17 protein-coding genes and 8 pseudogenes are annotated in these 19,201 nt (G+C 60.8%); 10 read left to right on the top strand and 15 right to left on the bottom strand.

Going from position 1 to position 19,201, the window contains the following annotated elements; translation table 11 throughout:
* Positions 1-5 precede the first annotated feature (5 nt).
* Together rplC and rpsJ are read right to left on the bottom strand one after the other, a co-directional pair.
* A complete protein-coding gene (gene rplC, locus AU14_RS12940) occupies positions 6-644 on the bottom strand; it encodes a 50S ribosomal protein L3 (RefSeq protein ID WP_041341423.1) in 639 nt (212 codons plus the stop codon).
* Between the two features lie 76 nt (positions 645-720).
* On the bottom strand, positions 721-1,032 hold the full coding sequence (gene rpsJ / locus AU14_RS12935) for a 30S ribosomal protein S10 (protein WP_041341420.1): 312 nt from the start codon (positions 1,030-1,032) through the stop codon (positions 721-723).
* Positions 1,033-1,228: 196 nt separating this feature from the next.
* Here rpsJ and AU14_RS19390 point away from each other — a divergent pair.
* The 8 genes and pseudogenes from AU14_RS19390 to AU14_RS21770 form a co-directional block, all read left to right on the top strand.
* Positions 1,229-1,393: pseudogene (locus AU14_RS19390) on the top strand (AAA family ATPase); the annotation flags it as partial.
* A gap of 182 nt (positions 1,394-1,575) precedes the next feature.
* Positions 1,576-2,372, top strand: a pseudogene (locus AU14_RS23445) (DUF58 domain-containing protein).
* Entirely contained in the window at positions 2,369-2,839 is a 471-nt protein-coding gene (locus tag AU14_RS12925; RefSeq protein ID WP_041341419.1) for a DUF4381 domain-containing protein, read from the top strand. The pseudogene AU14_RS23445 and the gene AU14_RS12925 overlap by 4 nt, the downstream one beginning before the upstream one ends.
* A pseudogene (locus AU14_RS12920) lies at positions 2,833-3,855 on the top strand (VWA domain-containing protein). Before AU14_RS12925 ends, AU14_RS12920 begins: the two are co-directional and overlap by 7 nt.
* Complete coding sequence (locus tag AU14_RS23440) at positions 3,848-4,813, top strand: vWA domain-containing protein (protein ID WP_330217901.1); 966 nt, start codon at positions 3,848-3,850, stop codon at positions 4,811-4,813. Before AU14_RS12920 ends, AU14_RS23440 begins: the two are co-directional and overlap by 8 nt.
* Entirely contained in the window at positions 4,723-5,766 is a 1,044-nt protein-coding gene (locus AU14_RS23435) for a tetratricopeptide repeat protein (protein WP_330217900.1), read from the top strand. Before AU14_RS23440 ends, AU14_RS23435 begins: the two co-directional genes overlap by 91 nt.
* Positions 5,654-6,946 (top strand): BatD family protein, encoded by a 1,293-nt coding sequence (locus AU14_RS12910; protein WP_236744065.1) that lies wholly within the window; start codon positions 5,654-5,656, stop codon positions 6,944-6,946. Before AU14_RS23435 ends, AU14_RS12910 begins: the two co-directional genes overlap by 113 nt.
* Before the next feature lie 35 nt (positions 6,947-6,981).
* Positions 6,982-7,380 (top strand): BatD family protein, encoded by a 399-nt coding sequence (locus AU14_RS21770; RefSeq protein ID WP_236744064.1) that lies wholly within the window; start codon positions 6,982-6,984, stop codon positions 7,378-7,380.
* Positions 7,381-7,447: 67 nt separating this feature from the next.
* On the opposite strand, the pseudogene ccmI reads toward AU14_RS21770, so the two are convergent.
* The 9 genes and pseudogenes from ccmI to ccmA all read right to left on the bottom strand — a co-directional run bounded on the left by ccmI (position 7,448) and on the right by ccmA (position 14,659).
* Positions 7,448-8,707, bottom strand: a pseudogene (gene ccmI / locus AU14_RS12905) (c-type cytochrome biogenesis protein CcmI).
* A gap of 48 nt (positions 8,708-8,755) precedes the next feature.
* Positions 8,756-9,235 carry a cytochrome c-type biogenesis protein gene (locus tag AU14_RS12900; RefSeq protein WP_041341418.1) on the bottom strand — a complete coding sequence of 160 codons (480 nt, stop codon included), beginning with the start codon at positions 9,233-9,235 and terminating at the stop codon, positions 8,756-8,758.
* Positions 9,235-9,770, bottom strand: a pseudogene (locus AU14_RS12895) (DsbE family thiol:disulfide interchange protein). The gene AU14_RS12900 and the pseudogene AU14_RS12895 overlap by 1 nt, the downstream one beginning before the upstream one ends.
* Positions 9,767-11,766, bottom strand: a pseudogene (locus AU14_RS12890) (heme lyase CcmF/NrfE family subunit). The pseudogenes AU14_RS12895 and AU14_RS12890 overlap by 4 nt, the downstream one beginning before the upstream one ends.
* 39 nt (positions 11,767-11,805) lie before the next feature.
* Positions 11,806-12,278: pseudogene (gene ccmE / locus AU14_RS12885) on the bottom strand (cytochrome c maturation protein CcmE).
* Between the two features lie 14 nt (positions 12,279-12,292).
* Positions 12,293-12,529, bottom strand: coding sequence for a heme exporter protein CcmD (gene ccmD, locus AU14_RS12880; protein ID WP_041341416.1), 237 nt, complete (start codon positions 12,527-12,529; stop codon positions 12,293-12,295).
* Positions 12,530-13,276 (bottom strand): heme ABC transporter permease CcmC, encoded by a 747-nt coding sequence (gene ccmC / locus AU14_RS12875; RefSeq protein WP_041341414.1) that lies wholly within the window; start codon positions 13,274-13,276, stop codon positions 12,530-12,532.
* 12 nt (positions 13,277-13,288) lie between these two features.
* Positions 13,289-13,944, bottom strand: a pseudogene (gene ccmB, locus AU14_RS12870) (heme exporter protein CcmB).
* A gap of 82 nt (positions 13,945-14,026) precedes the next feature.
* Entirely contained in the window at positions 14,027-14,659 is a 633-nt protein-coding gene (gene ccmA / locus AU14_RS12865; RefSeq protein ID WP_041341412.1) for a cytochrome c biogenesis heme-transporting ATPase CcmA, read from the bottom strand.
* A 138-nt stretch (positions 14,660-14,797) separates the two neighbouring features.
* Here ccmA and fliK point away from each other — a divergent pair, with 138 nt between their 5' ends.
* Positions 14,798-16,189: a flagellar hook-length control protein FliK gene (gene fliK, locus AU14_RS12860; RefSeq protein WP_236744063.1), complete on the top strand. Its 1,392-nt coding sequence runs from the start codon at positions 14,798-14,800 to the stop codon at positions 16,187-16,189.
* Positions 16,186-16,497, top strand: coding sequence for an EscU/YscU/HrcU family type III secretion system export apparatus switch protein (locus AU14_RS12855; RefSeq protein ID WP_041341410.1), 312 nt, complete (start codon positions 16,186-16,188; stop codon positions 16,495-16,497). Before fliK ends, AU14_RS12855 begins: the two co-directional genes overlap by 4 nt.
* A gap of 30 nt (positions 16,498-16,527) precedes the next feature.
* Here the strand turns inward: AU14_RS12855 and AU14_RS12850 are convergent, their stop codons facing one another.
* The 4 genes from AU14_RS12850 to AU14_RS12835 all read right to left on the bottom strand — a co-directional run bounded on the left by AU14_RS12850 (position 16,528) and on the right by AU14_RS12835 (position 19,197).
* The gene (locus tag AU14_RS12850; RefSeq protein ID WP_041341408.1) at positions 16,528-16,920 is read right to left on the bottom strand and encodes a DUF2802 domain-containing protein; all 393 of its coding nucleotides are present in this window, start codon (positions 16,918-16,920) and stop codon (positions 16,528-16,530) included.
* 69 nt (positions 16,921-16,989) lie between these two features.
* The gene (locus AU14_RS12845; protein WP_041341406.1) at positions 16,990-17,478 is read right to left on the bottom strand and encodes a chemotaxis protein CheW; all 489 of its coding nucleotides are present in this window, start codon (positions 17,476-17,478) and stop codon (positions 16,990-16,992) included.
* A gap of 134 nt (positions 17,479-17,612) precedes the next feature.
* The gene (locus tag AU14_RS12840; protein WP_041341403.1) at positions 17,613-18,407 is read right to left on the bottom strand and encodes a chemotaxis protein CheW; all 795 of its coding nucleotides are present in this window, start codon (positions 18,405-18,407) and stop codon (positions 17,613-17,615) included.
* The gene (locus AU14_RS12835) at positions 18,400-19,197 is read right to left on the bottom strand and encodes a ParA family protein (protein ID WP_041341392.1); all 798 of its coding nucleotides are present in this window, start codon (positions 19,195-19,197) and stop codon (positions 18,400-18,402) included. The genes AU14_RS12840 and AU14_RS12835 overlap by 8 nt, the downstream gene beginning before the upstream one ends.
* Positions 19,198-19,201 lie beyond the last annotated feature (4 nt).

Genomic DNA, 19,201 nt, shown 5'->3' with positions numbered 1-19,201 from the left:
GCTCCTCAGGCTTTAACTGCAGGCTTGATGACAACGTCGCCGCCAGTAGCACCGGGTACGGCACCACTCACCAGCAGCAGGTTGCGCTCGGCGTCGACACGGACAATTTTCAGGTTCTGCACAGTTACCTGCGCGTTACCCATCTGGCCCGCCATCTTCTTGCCTTTGAATACCTTACCCGGAGTCTGGTTCTGACCAATGGAGCCCGGAGCACGGTGAGAGAGGGAGTTACCGTGGGTAGCGTCTTGCATGGAGAAATTCCAACGCTTTACGCCGCCCTGAAAACCCTTACCTTTGGACCGACCGATGGCGTCAACCACCTGACCGTCTTCAAAGATTGAAGCTGTGATCTCGCCGCCGGCGGCCAGGTCTTCACCCTCGCCTTCAGCCAGACGGAATTCCCACATACCACGACCGGCTTCAACGCCCGCCTTAGCATAGTGACCAGCTTCACTCTTGGTTACACGTGAGGAACGACGGGCGCCTACAGTGACCTGAACGGCACGGTAACCATCGCTTTCAAGAGTTTTAAGTTGGGTAATCCGGTTAGGTTCAACCTCGATTACCGTTACGGGCAGTGCCTGCCCATCTTCCGTAAAAATACGGGTCATACCGGCCTTACGACCGACAACACCAATTGCCATGTTTCACCTCTTAAGTGTACGGGGCTCGCACCCTCTATGGCCTTATGACAGTTACACAGACTAATACCTGGCGGTATTAGCCGAGGCTGATCTGAACGTCTACACCTGCTGCCAGGTCCAACTTCATCAAAGCATCTACTGTCTTTTCCGTCGGCTCAACGATGTCGAGCAAACGCTTATGCGTACGAATTTCATACTGGTCGCGCGCGTCTTTGTTGACGTGCGGAGAAACCAGAATGGTGTACTTTTCCTTCCGCGTCGGCAGAGGGATAGGTCCACGCACCTGAGCGCCGGTCCGCTTCGCGGTATCGACGATCTCCTGTGTGGACTGGTCGATCAGGCGATAATCAAACGCCTTCAACCGGATTCGAATTTTTTGGCTTTGCATGATGCACCAAACTCCACTCGTAGCAGCTACTTGTTAGCCGACCTTCAAAAAAAGGAGCCGCATTGTATGCATAATACCCAACCCTGTCAACAGGCATCCTGTTTGACCGGGTCGGGCACAAGCATCGCGACTGAAACAGAAAAAGGGGCTGAATAATTCAGCCCCTTTTTCCTGATCACACGAGTGTCCGTGCCCTGCCTGGCTCGACGGCCGCGACTACGTGACCCCGGACGATGTCCGGGCCATGGCCTTTGATGTGCTCAGGCACCGGATTCTGCTGACCTTCGAAGCCGAGGCCGAGGGCATGACCGCCGACGCGGTTATCGAACGCCTGATTGAGCGAGTACCGGTCACCTCCTGATGATCTCCACCGATGCGACAGACTGACACCGCCACCATGCTGACTCCGACGCTCTAACCCACATCAGTCTGCCGGACCTGATCCGCCTGCAGGCGGATGCCCGTGCGTTGAAGCTGCCGTCGGCCCGCCCGGTGAAAACCCGCCAGGCCGGTTTGCAGCAGTCACCACAGCGGGGCCGGGGCATGGCTTTCGCGGAGGTCCGCCAGTACCAGCCCGGTGACGACATCCGCAGCATCGACTGGCGCGTGACCGCACGGCGGCAAGCGCCCCACACCAAGCTGTATGAGGAAGAACGGGAACGCCCGGTGCTGCTGCTCTGTGATCTGGGCCCGACCCTGTTCTTTGCCAGTACCGGCGCCTACAAACAGGTGCGGTCGGCGCAGGTTGCCAGCCTGCTGGCTTGGCTGGCGCTCTGGCTGGTGACCAGGTGGGCGGCATTGTCTTCAACCAGCGCTCGTTGAGGGTGCTGCGCCCGGCCCGGCGCAAGAAATCGGTGCTGCGCCTGCTGGATACCCTGGCTGAACATCAGCAACAGCCGGGTGCCCAACCCGAAACCACATCCGAAGCCTCCGCCGCCAATGGCCTCGACCAGGCGCTCGCCGAAGCCCGGCGGGTAGCTCACACCGGCAGTCGCATTTTCGTGATCAGCGATTTCCTCGGCATTACTGAAGACACCCCAACCCTGCTTGGTGCCCTGGCCCGTCACAATTCTGTCAGTGCCATCCGCATCGTGGACCCCCTTGAGCGCGAGCTGCCCAGTAGCGGGCGCTTTGCAGTTGCCGGTCCCGAAGGCCCGGTCTGGTTTGATGCCGCAAATGCCCGTTTCCAACAAGCCTGGCAACGCAAGGTGGATGCCCATGAGGCTCGCCTGGAACATTGTTTCCGCACCTCGGGCGTGGCCTCCGCCATGGTTTCGACCGGCGAAGAACCTGCGGTGGCAATGAAAGCCCTGCTGGGGCCGGGAGGCCGGATCGGATGAACCCGCAAGATCCGCTAAGCCAACTAAAAGACATTCACCTGCCGGCAACGGGCGGCTTCTGGCCACCGGCACCGGGCTGGTGGTTACTGGCCCTGCTTGTATTACTGGCGCTTGCCGGACTGGTCTGGCTCTTACATCGCCGTCGTCGTCGTAACCGCTGGCTACGCCTGGCCAAGGCCGAACTGTCTGGCCTGGAGCATCAGGCCAGTCCGGAACCCCAGTGGTTTGCCCAGTTGAACAGCCTGCTGAAACGCGCGGCGCGCCAGCGGTATCCGGACAAACACCCAGAATCCCTGAGTGGCGAGGCCTGGGTAGCGTTTTTACTGGCGACGGCACCCAAGGATCGCATTGCTTCACGGCCTATCGTTGAAGCCATTGTGCACAGCAGCTGGCAACCCAAGGCCAGCGCCGACCCCCGACAGGCCATGGAGTTTGCCCGCTCCTGGCTGGGAGGTCAGGCATGGTGAGTCTGGCTTATCCCTGGCTGATGCTTTTGGTGCTGGTACCGCTGCTGTTGCAATGGCGGCGGCCCGCGGGACATGCCGTGGACGCACCCATGCTGCCGGTTGGTCACTGGTTGTCTGACCTGCCCGGCGTCAGCGTCATGGCAGCGCCACTCCTTTATGGCAGAAATCCCTGTTGTTCGTGATCTGGTGTCTGTTGGTGGTGGCGCTGGCGCGACCACAGCATGTTGGCGAGCAGGTACAACTACCGGTATCCGGTCGCGACCTGATGCTGGTGGTGGACATCTCCCCGAGTATGGACGAACAGGACATGGTCATTCAGGGCCGCAGCATAAATCGGCTGCAGGCGGTAAAAGTGGTGCTGGATGATTTCATTAGCCAGCGCAAAGGTGATCGCCTCGGGCTCATCCTGTTTGGCACTCAACCCTACGTGCAGGTGCCTCTGACCTTTGACCTGGCCACCGTGAAGACCTGATGCGGGAATCGGGCCTGGGTATGGCCGGCCGTGCCACCGCCATCGGCGACGCGGTGGGCTTATCGATCAAGCGGCTGCGGGAACGGCCACAGGACCAGCGAGTGGTTATCCTGCTTACCGACGGTGCCAACACCGCCGGTGAAATCACCCCGGACAAAGCCACCGAGATTGCCAAGCCGCCAGTGTCCGCCTCTACACCATCGGTATCGGCGCCGAATCCATGGTTCAGCGCGGCTTTCTGGGCTCGCGGCGGGTGAATCCATCGCGGGATCTGGACGAGGCGCTCTTGACCCGCATGGCCGAGCAGACGGGCGGCCGCTACTTCCGGGCCCGCAGCCTGCCGGAACTGGAACTGATTTACGAAAGCATCAACCAGCTCGAGCCAATTGAACTGGAGGGCAAGCTCTACCGACCGGTCACCGAACTCTTTGCCTGGCCGGCGGGCCTGGCAGCATTGCTATGGCTGGTCCTGCTACTGCTCCGCCACGGCTCTTCGCTGGTGAAGTTTGGCCAGCCGACAGTGAGGAGGGAAACCGATGGCTGATTTCCATTTTCTCCGTCCGTTCTGGCTGCTGCTGATACTGAGCCTGCCCATCCTGGTGTTCACCCTCCGGCACCTGCGTCTTGGCGACAGCGGCTGGGCCCGGATCATTCCTGAACGACTGTTGACGCCCGTTATCCGCCACGACGGCAGCTCCGGCAAACAGCAGCGATCGCCGATGCTACCGGTGTCCCTGGCGGTGATCGCCCTGTCCATTGCCCTTGCCGGTCCCGCCTGGCGCGAGGCACCCACGCCGCTAAAACAGCCCGGAGATAGCCTGGTTATCGTGCTGGACCTGTCGCTGTCGATGCTCGCCACCGACCTTGAACCAAATCGGCTGACCCTGGCCAAACGCAAGATCCGCGATATTCTGGACGCCCGTGAGGGCAGCCTGAACGGCCTGATCGTGTTCGCCGCCGACGCCCACGTGGTTGCACCGCTGACCGACGACGGCAAAACCATCGAAGGCATGCTGGATGTCCTGGAACCGGTGATCATGCCGGCCCCGGGCAACAGGGCCGATCTTGCCATTGCCCGCGCCCGCGATCTGCTGCAACAGGGTGCGCCGGGCCAGGGCCGGATCCTGCTGATCACCGACGATGTGCCCAAACGCTACCACGCCGCCATTTCGCAAACCCTGGAAGGCACCGACCTGTCCCTGGATACCCTGGTGGTGGGCACCGAACAAGGTGGCCCTATTCCCCTGGCCAAGCGCGGTTTTATCCGCGAAAACGGCGATATCGTCATCACCCGCGCCAACTCCGAATCCCTGGCCAGTCTGGCCCAGCAGAACGGGGGCGCAAGCGAGCGACTCACCCTGGATGAAGGCGATATCCAGGCCCTGAAGCTGGAACCCACAGAGAGCGACGATTGGCAGGAAACCGACTCTGGCCTGACGGTGAACCGCTGGAGGATGACGGCTACTGGCTGCTCTGGCTGGTGCTACCGCTATTATTGCTAGGCTGGCGCCGTGGCGCCTTTACCGTCCTTGCCCTCACCGTGCTGCCACTCACACCTCAGCCGGCCCAGGCCATGGACTGGGGAGAACTCTGGCAACGGGAAGACCAGCGGGCGCCGAAGCTGATCCGTGAGAACCCGGCCGACGCCGCCAGCCGCCTGGACGATCCGGAATGGCGCGGCAGTGCGCTGTACCGTTCGGAGCAGTTCGAACAGGCCGCAGAGGCCTTTTCCGCCGCCGAGGGCGCACGAGCAGACTACAACCGGGGCAATGCCCTGGCCCGGGCCGGCCAGTTGGAACAGGCGCTGGCCGCCTACGATCAGGCCCTTGAACAAGACCCTGGCATGACAGACGCCCGCGAGAACCGGGAACTGGTCAGACAGCTACTCGATCAACAGCAACAGCAGGACCAGCAACAAGGCCAGGACCAGTCACAGCAATCGCAACAGCAACAGAATGGTGATTCGCAAAACGGCTCGTCCGATCAGTCCCCCGGCGATCAAGGCCAGGAGCAACCCCAGGAATCCGGCCAATCCGAGAACAGCCAGGACCCGGGCCAGCCGTCGGAGCCATCATCCAATAACGGCTCCAACGAGACCGACAGCAATGCCAGCGACTCCCAGGACAACACTGGGCCCGAACAACAGCAGCAGGCGCAATCCGGTGACGGCACCGACGGCAGCGGGCAAGTTGAAGCACCGGCCCAGATTTCCGAGCAGCCCCTGTCCCAGGGCCAGGAACAATGGCTGCGACGGGTTCCGGATAATCCCGGCGGCCTGCTGAAGCGGAAATTCCTGCAGCAGTATCAGGAACGCCAGACACCATCCGATGAGGCGATACACCATGGTAAACCGGCTAGTGATCTCTGCCATTCGCGTATTGGTTCTGATGGCGATGGCCACCTTTCTCCACGCCGGGGAACTCAAGGTCGAACCAGACCGCACTCGGCTTTATGAAGGCGAAGTGCTGACCCTGACCGTGACCGGGTCGATGAAACTGGACATCAACCTGAGCAATCTCTTCAATCTGGACCTGTCCAACCTGCCCTCGCCCGACATCGAAAAGGTGGAACCGGCGTTCGAGATACTGGGCAAGAACCAGCGCTACAGCATTCGCACCGTGAACAATGACATGGTGGGTGAGATCACCTGGACCTATCAGCTGGCGCCCCAGCGCAGCGGCAAGCTGACCATTCCGTCACTCAGCTTCAAGGACTCGACCTCGAAACCGGTCAACATCCAGGTGGTGAGCGGAAGCCCACCGGACCAGAAAGCGGCCGCCAGCCGGGACAGCTTCATCGAGTTATCGGCCGACAAGGCGGAGGTCTATGTGCAGGAACAACTGACCATGACCATCCGCCTGTTCTTCAGCGGCAACCTGGTGCGCGGCGAATTGTCGGAGCCGGACCACCCGGATGCCATCATCGAGCCCCTGGGCAAACAGCGGGAATACTCCCGCTACCGCGATGGTGTCCGTTACCGGGTGGTGGAACGCCGCTATGCACTGTTTCCGCAACAACCGGGCGAACTGACCCTGCCTCCGATCGAATTTGAAGGACAGGCCCGCGATGCCAGCGGCAAACTGATTTTCCTGCGCGACAGCGAGCAACTCTATCCTGTTCCGGTGAACGATGTCCCCGCCAGCTACACCGGTGATACCTGGCTGCCCGCCAGCGCCCTGACATTGGAAGAGAGCGGCCTGCCCGAATCCCTGCAGGTGGAAACCGGCGAAAACCTGACCCGCAACATCACCCTGCGGGCGGCAGGCCTGCCGGCCGAAGCTTTGCCTCCGCTGCCGGAACTTGCTCCGGAAGGCCTGCGCAGTTACCCCGAGGCACCGGAACGGAAAACCGACATCACACCGGCCGGGCTCGCCTCGAGCCTGAGCCAGACCCGTGCCCTGGTGCCGGTACAATCCGGCCCGCTGACCCTGCCCGAAATGCGGATCACCTGGTGGGATACCACCACCGACAGCGAGCAGGTTGCCATCATTCCGGCCAAGACCTTGCAGGTGGGCGGTGCCTCAGCGCAAACGGCATCACAAGCCACGCCTTCCAGCACCGATAACGACACAGGCGCCTCTGGCACTTCTGAGCCAGAACTTCGGACGGTGACGCATCTGGCTGGCAATGGCTGAGCCTGGTACTGGCTGCACTCTGGCTGGCCACTCTGGTGTTGTGGTGGCGAGCCCGAACCGCGGGTAATCGGTTCGAGTCAGCGCCGGCTGAACCGGACCATCGGGAAAACAAGCTGTTCGAGCAACTGATCCAAGCCGCCCGCAAGGGATCGGCCTCCACCCCGGCGCTGCTGGTGCAGTGGGCGAACCAGCGCTTTGCCGGACAGAACTTCAAGACCGCGTCGGAGGTGTTGGCGGGGTTGAATAATGCCACCCTGAGCGCCGAACTGCGGCGCCTGCAGGCTCGCCTGTTCGCACCGGGCGCTGATACTGCAGAGAATTGGGACGGCCGTGCCCTGGCGAAAGCGCTGCAACAGGTGCGTGAGCAGCGCAAGTCGGAAGAGCCCCTGGGTTCCGAGCTGCCGCCACTGTATCCCGACAGCCTGTCGGCGTAGGTGTGGCGAAGCCGGTTCTGATTATCCGGGGCTCCTTTTCAATAAGACTCTCTCGAGAGACTTTCCGTTACTGAGTGAGCTGCTGGTCGATCACCAACTCGACCGGCTCGCCCTCCTCTTCACTAACCGCGGCCGGCACTTCCAGGCTTCCCTGCCAGTCTCCGGGCTGGGCGATGGCGTTGCCTGAGCGGCTCAGGCGGGCCGTCACCATGACCGCCTCGGCGCTGGAGATTTTCGCCTCCGGCGACATCGACTTGCTGTCATCCAGGCGCACCTCAGCCGGCAGGGCGTCTGCGGTCAGTCGGGTAATCGCCAGGGGCGGGCCACCGGCACCACCTTGACCACGGGCGAACACAAACAGCACGGTGTCCTCCGGAACCTGATCCCGAAACGCCTCGGACAAGCTCACCCGGACAGTCACACCCGGGCCCTCGGCTCCGCAGTCTCGAAAGTGGGTGGCGTTTCACCCAGACGACCGTAGGCTTCCTGAATACCACCCTGAATCGAAGCCAGTTGAGGATGATCCGGCGCCACCGCGACAATGCGCTCCCAGTACTTGATCGCTTCCCGGTAGTTTTCCTGGCTGAAGGCGTGAATGCCAGCAGGCCCAGGCGTTCACCTCGTCGGGATTCAGTTCGCGGGCCGCCTCAATGGCCGCCCTCACCTCAGCGGTCATAGCGCCCCGACTGTCAAAGAACTGGGCCTGTGCAGCCAGACCCAGCGCGACGGCGCGGGCGTTTTCATTGGGCGCGTATTCCGAAAGACGGCGGAAGGCCGAGGCCGCAGCCGGATACTGCTCCAGACGCATGTAGCTCTGTCCCAGCATGGCCCAGCCATCGGGATTGTCGGGGCTGGCCTCGAGCTTTTCCCGGAGCTGTTCTGCCAGTTCAGCCATCTGGTTCTGGCGGGCGCTGTCAGTCTGCCCCATGGCCTGCATAGTGATGAGCTGTTCTACGTCATCCATGGCGCCCCACTCCTGGTAAAGATAATAGGTCGCAGCAGGCACCAGCAGAATGGCCATCAAACCCACGGCAATGGCGCTTTTGCGGCCGCTCAGGGCGGGCCCCATCACCGTCTCATCCGGGACGTCGTCGAGCATGGCGCCGGCGAGCTCCTCTTTCAGCTGCCGGTAGTTGTCGTCGTCCAGTATCCCGGCCTCGTATTCGGCATCCAGTTCCTTCATCCGGCTGCGATAGGCCATCAGGTTCTGGTTTCTGAAGTCAGCTCGCTCTCTCGCCGCTGAGCTGTGAAAAAGCACCGGATACAACACAAACGCAAGGGCCAGGATGATGAGTACCGTTGCGGCAATCCAGAAGGTTTCAGTCATGGAGATATCGTCACAGGTTCAGTCATGAGTGCAGCGCAGAGAAAAGAATCAGGCCCGATTGTCCTGATCGTCCTCTGCAAGAATCCTAGCCACGCGGGCTTTCTCTTCAGCCGTCAGTTCCGGTGTCTCGTCAGTCTGGCGCCGGGAGCGCACAATGACACCGATCACCACCAGCAGACCGCCGAGTACGGCAATGGCCGGGGTTGCCCACAGCAGAATGGTACGTTTTTCGACCTGGGGCCGGTACAGAATGAATTCGCCAAAGCGATCTACCAGAGCATCGACGATTTGATCATTACTCTCGCCCGCGCGCATTCGGCGATAAACCTCGGCGCGCATGTCCTTGGAGATGGGCGAGTTGGAGTCGGCAATGTTCTGGTTCTGACACTTCGGGCAACGCAGTTCATCAATCAGATCCTGGAAGCGCTGCTCTTGCTGTGTGGTCTCAAAGTTATAGACATCGGTCACCTGCGCGCTGGCCATGGGGGCCAGCAACAGCAGCACGGCAACGAGGGCAAAGCGGGACATCAGCCATTCTCCCGGATATCGTTGATCACCGGCAGCAGGGTCTCCTGCCAGACCTTCTCATTAACCACGCCAACATGGCGATAGCGCACCACACCCTGCTCATCAATGACGAAGGTCTCCGGCGCACCATAGACGCCCAGATCAAAACCCAGGGTACCCCGGGATCGTAGATTGATGTGCTGTAGGGATTGCCGAGACGGTCCAGCCAGACCAGGGCATCATCCCGGTTGTCCTTGTAGTTCAGACCAACGATGGACACGCCCTCGTCCTCGGCCAACCACATCAGGTCGTCGTGCTCGTCACGACAGGCCGGACACCAGGTGCCCCACACGTTCAGCAACTGCACCTTGCCCTTGAACAGGGTTTCGTTGAGCTGAGTCTCCGGAGTATTCAGATCCTTCAGACTGAACGCCGGAACAGGCTTGCCGATCAGCGCCGATTCCAGTTTGGTGGGATCTTTGCCGATGCCAGCGAACAGCACCACGCCCAACACCACGGCAATCAGCAGCGGCAAAAACAGTAAAAAACGCTTCATGACACTGCTCCTGCGGATTCAGTCGCGGTGCCAGGGCGGGCACCTGTCGTTGCTTTCTGGGCCGAGCGTTCACGCACCCGGTAGCGTCGATCGGAAATGGCCAGGAAGCCACCGGCTGCCATGAAAATGGCGCCTAACCAAAGCCAGCGCACCAGCGGCTTGTACTGCAACCGAATAGCCCAGGCGTTGTCCGAAATCCGCTCGCCGACAGCTACAAAGATGTCGCGGAACAGACCGGCGTCGATATCCGCCTCGGTCATCACGCTCATACCCACAGAGTACTGACGCTTCTCCGGGTGCAGGTCGGCGATCTTCTCACCGTCCACCAGCACATCAAAGCTGCCGTACTGGGCGGTAAAGTTGGCACCCCGGCGCTCACCGATATCCCGGAATACAAACTGGTAATCGCCCACAGTGGCCACATCACCCGGCACCATACGAACATCTCGCTCGATGCCATAATTGGACACAACAGTGGCACCGGCCATGACGATGGCCAGGCCCAAATGACCCAACACCATCCCGTAGTAGCTGCGCGACTGGCGTTTCAGGCCATGCAGGCGCCCTTTGCGTGACGCGGACTTTTCCCAGAGGTCCCAGAAGGTCGCCACGGCGACCCACATGGCGGTGAAAATTCCGGCAAAAGCCCAAGGCGTAAAGCTCCGTAACCAACCAGTACCGCAGCAGTAGCCACCAGGCTGATCGCCAGCGGCCACAACAGCTTGCGACCAAGCCAGCCGCCATCGGTTTTCTTCCAGCGGGAGAAGATACCCGCGCCCATCAGCAGGCCGGTTGCGACCGCCAGGGGGCTGAAGGTGATGTTGAAGAACGGCTCGCCGATAGACAGCTTGCCCATCTCCAGGTAATCGAGCACCAGCGGATACAGGGTGCCAATAGCCACCAGCAGCGTGGCGGAAACCAACATCACGTTGTTCAGCAGCAGGAAGATTTCCCGGGACATTGATCCGTACCTGGCACGAACATGCACCACCGGTGCCCGGAATGCGTAAAGCGTCAGGCTGGCAATGACGGTCACCGCCAGCAGTGCCAGCAGGAACACACCACGCTCGGGATCAGAAGCGAAGGCATGCACCGAGGTCAGCACACCGGAACGCACCAGGAAGGTTCCAAGCAAGCTGAGCGCAAAGGTGACAATGGCCAGCAGAACGGTCCAGCTCTTGAAGACACCGCGTTTTTCAGTCACCGCCAGGGAATGCATCAGTGCGGTACCGGACAACCAGGGTAGCAGCGAAGCATTCTCGACCGGATCCCAGAACCACCAGCCACCCCAGCCCAATTCGTAGTAGGCCCACCAACTACCCAGCGCAATTCCGAGTGACAAAAATGACCAGGCCACGGTCGTCCATGGCCTTGTCCAGCGAGCCCAGGCAGCATCCAAACGACCATTGATCAGTGCGGCAATGGCAAACGCGAAGGCGACAGCAAAACCAACGTACCCCATGTAGAGCATCGGTGGGTGTACGATCAGGCCGAAATCCTGCAGCAGCGGATTCAGGTCAGCACCGTCTGCAGGCACATTGGGCAGCAGGCGATCAAAAGGGTTGGAGGTAATCAGAGTGAACAGCATGAAACCCACGGTGACCATGCCGAGGACCGAAAGCACCTGGGCCACCACCACCGAGGGCAACCGGCGGCTAAACACCGCCACCGCCAATGTCCAGCCCGCCAGCATTAGAATCCACAACAGCAGCGAGCCCTCGTGGCCGCCCCAGACCGCACTGAATTTATAGTACCAAGGCAACAGACTGTTACTGTTATTAGCCACGTAGGCCACTGAGAAGTCGTCTGTGAGAAAGGCGTGGGTGAGCACCGCGAACGCCAGGGCGACAAAAACAAACATACCGGTCGCGAGCGGGCGACCGAACCCCTGCAGGTTATCCCGTCCGGCAATCGATCCCACCAGGGGAACTACCGAGAGGAGCACTGCCAACAGCAGCGAAAGAATTAGTGCGAGCTGTCCGAGTTCCGGATACATCAAAGCCCTCTGGCCACATGGCCGTTTGTAGTTTAATAATCAATACGTGGATGACGTCCCGGTGCCCTCACCGTTCTCACCCCGCGCCTTGGCGGATTTCGCCAACGCCTCCGCCACCTCAGGTGGCATGTAATTCTCATCGTGTTTCGCCAGTACCTGATCGGCGACAAAGCGACCTTCGCCGTTCAGCTTACCCATGGCAACCACGCCCTGCCCTTCGGCAAACAGGTCCGGCAGAATGCAACATAAACCACCGGCACCGAGGCACTGAAATCGGTTACCCGGAACTCCACCTCAAGGCTCTCCGGATCACGCACCACCGAGCCTTCCTCGACCATGCCACCGGCGCGGATGCGGACATCCACCGGTGCTTCTCCGGCGGAGATCTGACTCGGGTCATAGAACAGATTGATGTTCTGGCGCAACGCATAAGTGGTCAAACCGACCGCCAGTGCAATACCTGCCATCAGAAACAGAACGATGGTCAGTCGTTTTTTACGGATAGGATGCATTCAGTATCTGCCATTCAGTCTTGGGAAACTTTTACCCGGGTAAACGTCGCCGGTGTCGGTTGCGCCGAGCCACGTCCGCTGTCGTCTGCGGTTTCGTGCACCCGGCGGCAGGATTTCAGCACCGCCTGGTGTCGACGCCATGACCAGACCATCATCGCCGCCACGAGCAGGAAAAAGACGCCATAACAGGCCCAAACATAAGGACCGTGGCCTTCCATTGCGATGAACGCGGTAAACGAGTCGAATGCCATTTAACCAGCCCTCCGCGACAGTACATGTTCTTTGACCCAACGCGTGCGCTGCTCACGAACCAGGATTTCTGTCTGCATGCGCAGGCAGGCAAGCCAGCCGAACAGCAGGTACAGGCCCAGGACCGACAGCAACAGAGGCACCCACATTTCCGCCGGCATGGACGGTTTTTCGGTCAGCTTGAACGTCGCAGGCTGGTGCAGGGTATTCCACCATTCCACGGAGTATTTGATGATAGGGATATTTACCACCCCGACCAATACCAGTACCGCGACCGCCCGAGCCGCCGATTTTTCATCATTGATGGCCCGATCCAGGGCGATTGCTCCGCCATAAAGAAACAGCAGGATCAGCATTGAGGTAAGCCGGGCATCCCAAATCCACCAGGTACCCCAGGTCGGCTTGCCCCAAACCGCACCCGTGAACAGGGCCAGAAAGGTCAGCACCAGGCCAACCGGAGCAACCGCTTTGACGAAGACATCGGCCAGCTTCATCCGCCAGACCAGCGTCACCACCGCGGCCGACGCCATCATGATATACACCGACTGCGCCAGAAACGCTGAGGGTACGTGAATGAAGATGATCCGGTAACTGTTGCCCTGGAGGTAATCCTTGGGTGCAAAGGCCAGGCCCCAGACCAGGCCCACGGCCAGCAAGGCCAGTGCGCCCGCCAGCAACCACGGCATCAATCGGGATGCGATCCCGAAGAACCATTTGGGCGAACCCAGTTTATGAAAAATCTGCCACATCAGACGGATACCCTAAACATCATCAATTATTCCTAGCTGTTCGACAGGCTGATTTTCAGCGCTGCCGCGGCTGCAAATGGTGCCAGTGTTATCGCCAGGACCAGAAACGCCCCCATCAGGCACGTATGCCCCGACCGGAGCGCCCTCCGTTGCTGCGGCCACTGTGCCGGTGCCAAAGATCAGCACCGGAATGTACAGTGGGATGATCAGCAGAGACAAGAGCACACCGGCTGAGCGCAGGCCCAGGGTCAGTGCCGCGCCAATGGAGCCGATCAGGCTCAGCACCGGTGTTCCGATCAGCAGCGTTAGACACAAAACCGCGATGGAGTTCCCGTCCAGGTGCACCATCACCCCCAGTATCGGCGCCAACAGCACCAGAGGCAGGCCGGTCAGCACCCAATGCGCCAGGGTTTTCGCCAGCACCAGCAGGAACAGTGGCTGCGGCTGAAGCACCAGTTGCTCAAGAGTGCCATCATCAAAATCATGGCGAAACAGGTGGTCCAGCGACAGCAGTACGGACAACAGTGCTGCCACCACAGAATGCCCGCACCCGCCTCGCGCAGAAATGACACTTCCGGGCTTACCCCGAGGGGGAACAGGGTCACCACCATGACAAAAAACAACAGGGGATTGAGCAGATCCTGGCGCTGACGGAAGGCCACTTTCATATCCCGGCTGAAGACCGCCTCATGGCAGCAACAGTGCTTACGGCAGATTCCTGGGGTTTGATCAGTGGACGGGTTTCAGCATTCATTGCGGCGCCACCTCACCCAGTTTGATGCTGCGCATGCCGGGCAACTGCAAGTCATGGTGTGTGGTCACCACCACGGCCCCGCCCTCGGCGGCACGTTGCTGCAGCAATGCCTCAATGGCGCTGACGCCCTTGGCGTCGATGGCGGTAAACACTTCATCAAGCAGCCACAGGGGTTCGTCGGCGATCAGCAAGCGGGCCAGGGCGACACGGCGCTGCTGGCCAGCGGACAGGCGGCGGCAGGGAACATCGTGAAAGCCATCCAGTCCGGTTCCGGACAGCGCCTGGCGCAGAACCGAATCGGCGACCGGGCGGCGGGCGGCCACCAGGGCGCGCAGGTTCTCCATCGGAGACAGCAGCGCCTTGATGCCCGGGCGGTGCCCAAGGTACAGCACATTGCGCAGAAATTCCTCGCGATGCCAGCTGCGGGACTTACCGCACCACAATAGCTCGCCGGACCAGGCATCGTTGAGGCCAGCAAGGATTCTCAGCAAGGTGGTTTTGCCGGTTCCGTTTGCCCCCTCGACACGGGTAACCGTACCGGGCAGTATGGAAAATGAAAGGTCACGGAACAGCATCCGCTCATCTCGTTCACACTGCAGATTGGTAGCCTGTAGGATCGGCTCAGACATCAGGGCCCCGTAACCAGGACGATGCGCGCACACGCGGCATCGGATGCATTCAACACGGACAAGGCGGGTGCAGAGATTTTTTTCACGGCAAGACCCGCCGGCGCGGCGTATTATAACGAAACCCCGGGCGGATTACTCTTGCCCAATACCAAATCGCCCGACACCAAACCAATTGCGATGAAACTACCGACTGGCCCACAGCCGCCCCAGCCTACCGTGCCCTCTTCTAGCCCGCAGCCCTCAAGCACGGCTGAGAGCCAGAAGGCCGTCGCCGATCTACCGGTTTCCGCCCGTCAGCAACTCGATGCGCTGCAGCTGGCCAACCGGCAAACCACATTGGCCAGAGTCGCCGAAGTGATCAATCGCCAGGCTGGGGAACGATCGGAACTGTTGCTCGATGTGCGCGGCAAATCCCTGACGGTGGACGCAGCCATTGGCAAAACCTCGCTGGAGCCAGGCGACTGGGTAAAGATCATGCGGGCCGGCAACGAACTTCAACTGATGGGCAAGCTGGCTCCAGCCCAGGCCACCGTGGTCGCCAGGGCGCTGGCCCAACACCTGCCCTGGCAACAAAACCTGGAGAGCGGCCTGAGCCGGATGCTGGCCAGCCTGAACCAGGGCCTGAAACCGGACCCGAGCCCTGGGCAGTTGCCATCTGCTCGTGTGACGCAACCGCTACCGGAAGCTGCCCGCCAGAGCATTCAGCAGGTGCTGGCGAATCTGCCCACGGCCACTAGCCTGAAGCCAGGCAGCGGAGGCCAGGAGCAGCCACTGCAGCAGGTTAAACAGTGGATCGCCGAGAGTGGTGTGTTTGCCGAGTCCCGGCTGGCCCAGACCCCCTCGGCCGCACTGCCCGACCTGAAACTGGCCATCGGCCGGGTGATTACCGCCCTGCTAGCCCAACAGGGCCAGGGTCCGGAACAGTTCACCCGCATTACCCCGCTGGCCAGCCCCGAGCTGGTTCAGGCACCGCTGCAATTCCCCCAGGCCATGACGCCCTCGCCTGCGTCGGCTTCCAGCGAACCCACCACCGTGGGCCAGATGCTGCGGCTGTTGGCCGGCATGCTCAACCGGATTACCGTTAACCAGTTGCACAGCCAGGTATTGGCGGCCCGGGGCGCCGGCGACGCGCCGGCGCCACTGAGCACGGTGTTGCTGGAACTGCCCTGGGTCACCCCCCAGAACGAGCCCAAAGTGGCGCAGCTGCGCATCGACCAGCACCCGGACGAACGCAGTGACAAACGGGACTCCAAAAAAGCCGCGACCAGCGAGTGGCGACTGGCACTGGCCATGGACCTGGACGATGCCGGCCCCCTGCACTTTGACGTGGCGTTGCGTCAGCAATCGGTCAGTGCCAGGGTCTGGGCGGAAAAACAAAGCACTCTGCGCCAGGTGAACGAGGAACTACCCTTGTTACGGCAGAGCCTGACCGACCTCGGCCTGGAGGTGACCGACCTGGAATGCCGGCGCGGCAGCCCCGAAGGCTCGGTCACCCGGCTTGAGCACAGATTGGTGGATACCCGAGCATGAGTGAACGTTCGTCACACCAGCCCACTCACGCGGCTGTGGCATTGAAATACGATGGTGAGCAGGCGCCCACGATTGCGGCTACCGGAACCGAGGAACTGGCACAGGAGATTGTCAGAATAGCGCGGGAGCACGGCGTGCCCCTGTACGAAAATGCAGAATTGGCCAGCATCCTGGCCCGGCTCTCGCTGAATGAGGAGATTCCGGAGAGCCTGTATCGGGTGATTGCCGAAATTCTGGCGTTTGCCTTCCACATCCGCGGCCGCACGCCCGAAGACGCCGGCCGTAAAGACGATCCCGCCGCCACTTAACCGGCGACCGGACTTCCGTCCATTCGACGCTTACGCCGCCTGCCGCTTCTTCAGAGCTGAGACCAGCTCCGCTTCCGGGCGTGAGATACCACAGGTGTTCATCAGGTCCTCAATGTCGGCCCCCAGGTCCACCAGGCGCGAGGCCTCGTCGTAGGAGATGCGCAGGGGGTCGTTCTGGCGCATTTCATCGAGCGTCGTGCGAAGTTCGTGCAACTGGCGCTCACAGCCCACCAGCCGTTGGCCGATGCCCACACTGCCACTCGTGGTGGCATGCAACTCTCGGCCCAGGGTATCGCAGCGGTTTTTGAGTGACGCTTTCAGTTGCCGGATCTGGCGACCATGGACGAAGCCCTGGATGACCAACAACGCACCAACACCAGCGGTCATAGCCCAAGGCAGGTAGGAAGGAATTTCTGCAAACATGACGGACGTCTCCCGTGATTTAACTCGAAAGGCGTCCATCTTTGGCACTGTGGACCCGAAGGCCCTCTTTTACAGCGCGGAGATTTCCGCCCATTCGTTCTCTGACAGCATTTTGTCGAACTCAACCAGGATGATCAGTTCACCATCCTTGTTGCACACGCCCTGGATAAACTTGGCACTTTCCTCGTTACCCACGTTCGGTGCAGTCTCAATCTCGCTGGACTTCAGGTAGACCACTTCAGCCACCGAATCCACCAGGATTCCCATGACCTGATTGGCCGATTCCATCACCACTATCCGCGTTGCGTCGGTCACTTCTGCATCCGCCAGACCAAATCGGCGACGGGTGTCGATGACCGTGACCACGTTACCCCGCAGATTGATGATGCCGAGCACGTAATCGGGCGCACCGGGAACCGGGGCAATCTCCGTGTACCTCAGCACCTCCTGAATCTGCATGACGTCCAGACCGTAGGTCTCGTCATCCAATCGGAAGGTCACGTACTGCAGTACCTGATCGTCCTGGACCTGATTGTGTTGTCCGCTCGGGGATGCCATAGCACTGTATCTCCTCTGTGGCTGCCCGGCGGGCAACCTGTTCGTCAAAAAGTCATCATCAGTGCCCAATACTATAGTTAAGGGCACAAACCGTGCCAGCGTGGCACGGTTTCAATCGGTAACCGACGTTTTCGTCAGCTCAGATCCAGATGTTGTTCGCGTTCGGCCCGCACCAATAGGTCGGCCATGGTGCGCACATCAATGAGCGCACACATATGATCAATCACAGTTCCGGCCAACCAGGGCCGCTTGCTGCGCGCGCTTCGCCAGCGCACTTCGTCGGGTCGAAGGGTGAACGATTGGGCTACGTCGTCGCAGGCCAGGCCCCACTCGCTGTTATCCAGACGAATGACAAACCGATAGTTGTCCCGGGCATTCTCCGGAACCCGTCCGGCCATGATCCATTCCGCCGTGTCCACCACCCTCAGGTTGTGATCACGGTCCGGGCGCATACCCATGTACCAGCGCGGACTGCCCGGAATCGGCCGGATCTCGCTGTCGTCCTCAACCTTATGAATGGCGCCCAACAAAATCAGTGGCACCGCTAGCTGAAGTCCGGCAACGGTAAAAATCAGACACTCGAAGGGCGCCTCTGACCAATCGGGCCGGGCCAGCGGCGCCTGCTCCGCCGGCTTTGGCTCCGGTGCATGACGGACTTCCACCTCGGGCTCAGCCATTACAGGCTCCGGAGGTGCGGGCCGCTCTGGCTCTGGCTCTGGCTCTGGCTCTGGCTCTGGCTCTGGCTCTGGAACCGGTGCTGCCACCGGCTGCTCGATCGGCTGGGCTTTCACCTTTTTCTCCGGCGCCGGCACCTCGACACTGACTTCTTCGCGCAGCGCCGAATCCGTCGCCGTGTGCAGCAGATCGTCCAGGTAATTGGCGATGGCGCTGGCCGGGTCCGCCAGCTTTGTCATTTTTTCGTCAGCCATGCTGACGCTCCTTGACCGATCCTGTCCGCGTCAAAAGATCGTCAAGCAGTTTGGTGTAGGCCCGAACACCGTGGGTGGTGGCATCCACGGCCGAAGGGACTATGCCAGCCTGACTGGCGTCCCGAAATTTGGTGTCGACCGGTATTGCAAAGCGCCACAGCGTGTCCGGGTAGGTTTTCCGCAACAGGTTCAGACTCTTCACCGATGCCTGGGTGCGGCGATCGTAGAGAGTCGGAACAATGGTGTAGGTCAGTTCGTTCTTCTGGGACCGCATGATCATCTTCAAGGTATGCAGCATACGCTCCAGACCCTTGATGGCGAGAAACTCGGTCTGTACCGGAATGACCAAATGCTGGGCAGCCGCCAGGGCATTGACCATCAGCACGCCGAGCGAGGGGGTGTTGTCGAGAATGACATAGTCAAAATCGTCCCACAGCTGGGCCAGGGCCCGGGAGATAATCAGCCCCATGCCTTCAACACCCACCATCCGACGCTCCAGCGTCGCCAGCGCGGTACTTGCGGGCAGCAGCGACAGGCCACGGCAGCTGGTTTCGGTGATGAGCTGGGCCGACAGACCCTCGGGCACCTTGCCCTGATGCTGGAACAGATCAAACACGCTGTGCGCAATGGTATCGGGATCGTAACCAAACCAGCTCGTCAGAGACCCGTGCGGATCCAGATCCACCACCAGCACCCGCTTGCCGCGCTCGGCCAGCATGCCGCCCAACGCCACCACGGATGTGGTTTTGCCAACACCACCTTTCTGATTGGCTACTGCCCAGATTCGCACGTAT

Origin of the sequence: Marinobacter similis, assembly GCF_000830985.1 — a bacterium.
Lineage (GTDB): Bacteria > Pseudomonadota > Gammaproteobacteria > Pseudomonadales > Oleiphilaceae > Marinobacter > Marinobacter similis.
Note: the sequence above shows the minus strand (reverse complement) of the source record. Positions and strands in the feature narration are given on the sequence as shown.

Excerpts from the sequence above, each read along its gene's own strand:
- rplC (WP_041341423.1), bottom strand. The coding sequence starts at position 644 with ATGGCAATTGGTGTTGTCGGTCGTAAGGCCGGTATGACCCGTATTTTT.
- rpsJ (WP_041341420.1), bottom strand. The coding sequence starts at position 1,032 with ATGCAAAGCCAAAAAATTCGAATCCGGTTGAAGGCGTTTGATTATCGC.
- AU14_RS12925 (WP_041341419.1), top strand. The coding sequence starts at position 2,369 with ATGAACCCGCAAGATCCGCTAAGCCAACTAAAAGACATTCACCTGCCG.
- AU14_RS23440 (WP_330217901.1), top strand. The coding sequence starts at position 3,848 with ATGGCTGATTTCCATTTTCTCCGTCCGTTCTGGCTGCTGCTGATACTG.
- AU14_RS12910 (WP_236744065.1), top strand. The coding sequence starts at position 5,654 with ATGGTAAACCGGCTAGTGATCTCTGCCATTCGCGTATTGGTTCTGATG.
- AU14_RS12900 (WP_041341418.1), bottom strand. The coding sequence starts at position 9,235 with ATGTCCCGCTTTGCCCTCGTTGCCGTGCTGCTGTTGCTGGCCCCCATG.
- ccmD (WP_041341416.1), bottom strand. The coding sequence starts at position 12,529 with ATGGCATTCGACTCGTTTACCGCGTTCATCGCAATGGAAGGCCACGGT.
- ccmC (WP_041341414.1), bottom strand. The coding sequence starts at position 13,276 with ATGTGGCAGATTTTTCATAAACTGGGTTCGCCCAAATGGTTCTTCGGG.
- ccmA (WP_041341412.1), bottom strand. The coding sequence starts at position 14,659 with ATGTCTGAGCCGATCCTACAGGCTACCAATCTGCAGTGTGAACGAGAT.
- AU14_RS12855 (WP_041341410.1), top strand. The coding sequence starts at position 16,186 with ATGAGTGAACGTTCGTCACACCAGCCCACTCACGCGGCTGTGGCATTG.
- AU14_RS12850 (WP_041341408.1), bottom strand. The coding sequence starts at position 16,920 with ATGTTTGCAGAAATTCCTTCCTACCTGCCTTGGGCTATGACCGCTGGT.
- AU14_RS12845 (WP_041341406.1), bottom strand. The coding sequence starts at position 17,478 with ATGGCATCCCCGAGCGGACAACACAATCAGGTCCAGGACGATCAGGTA.
- AU14_RS12840 (WP_041341403.1), bottom strand. The coding sequence starts at position 18,407 with ATGGCTGACGAAAAAATGACAAAGCTGGCGGACCCGGCCAGCGCCATC.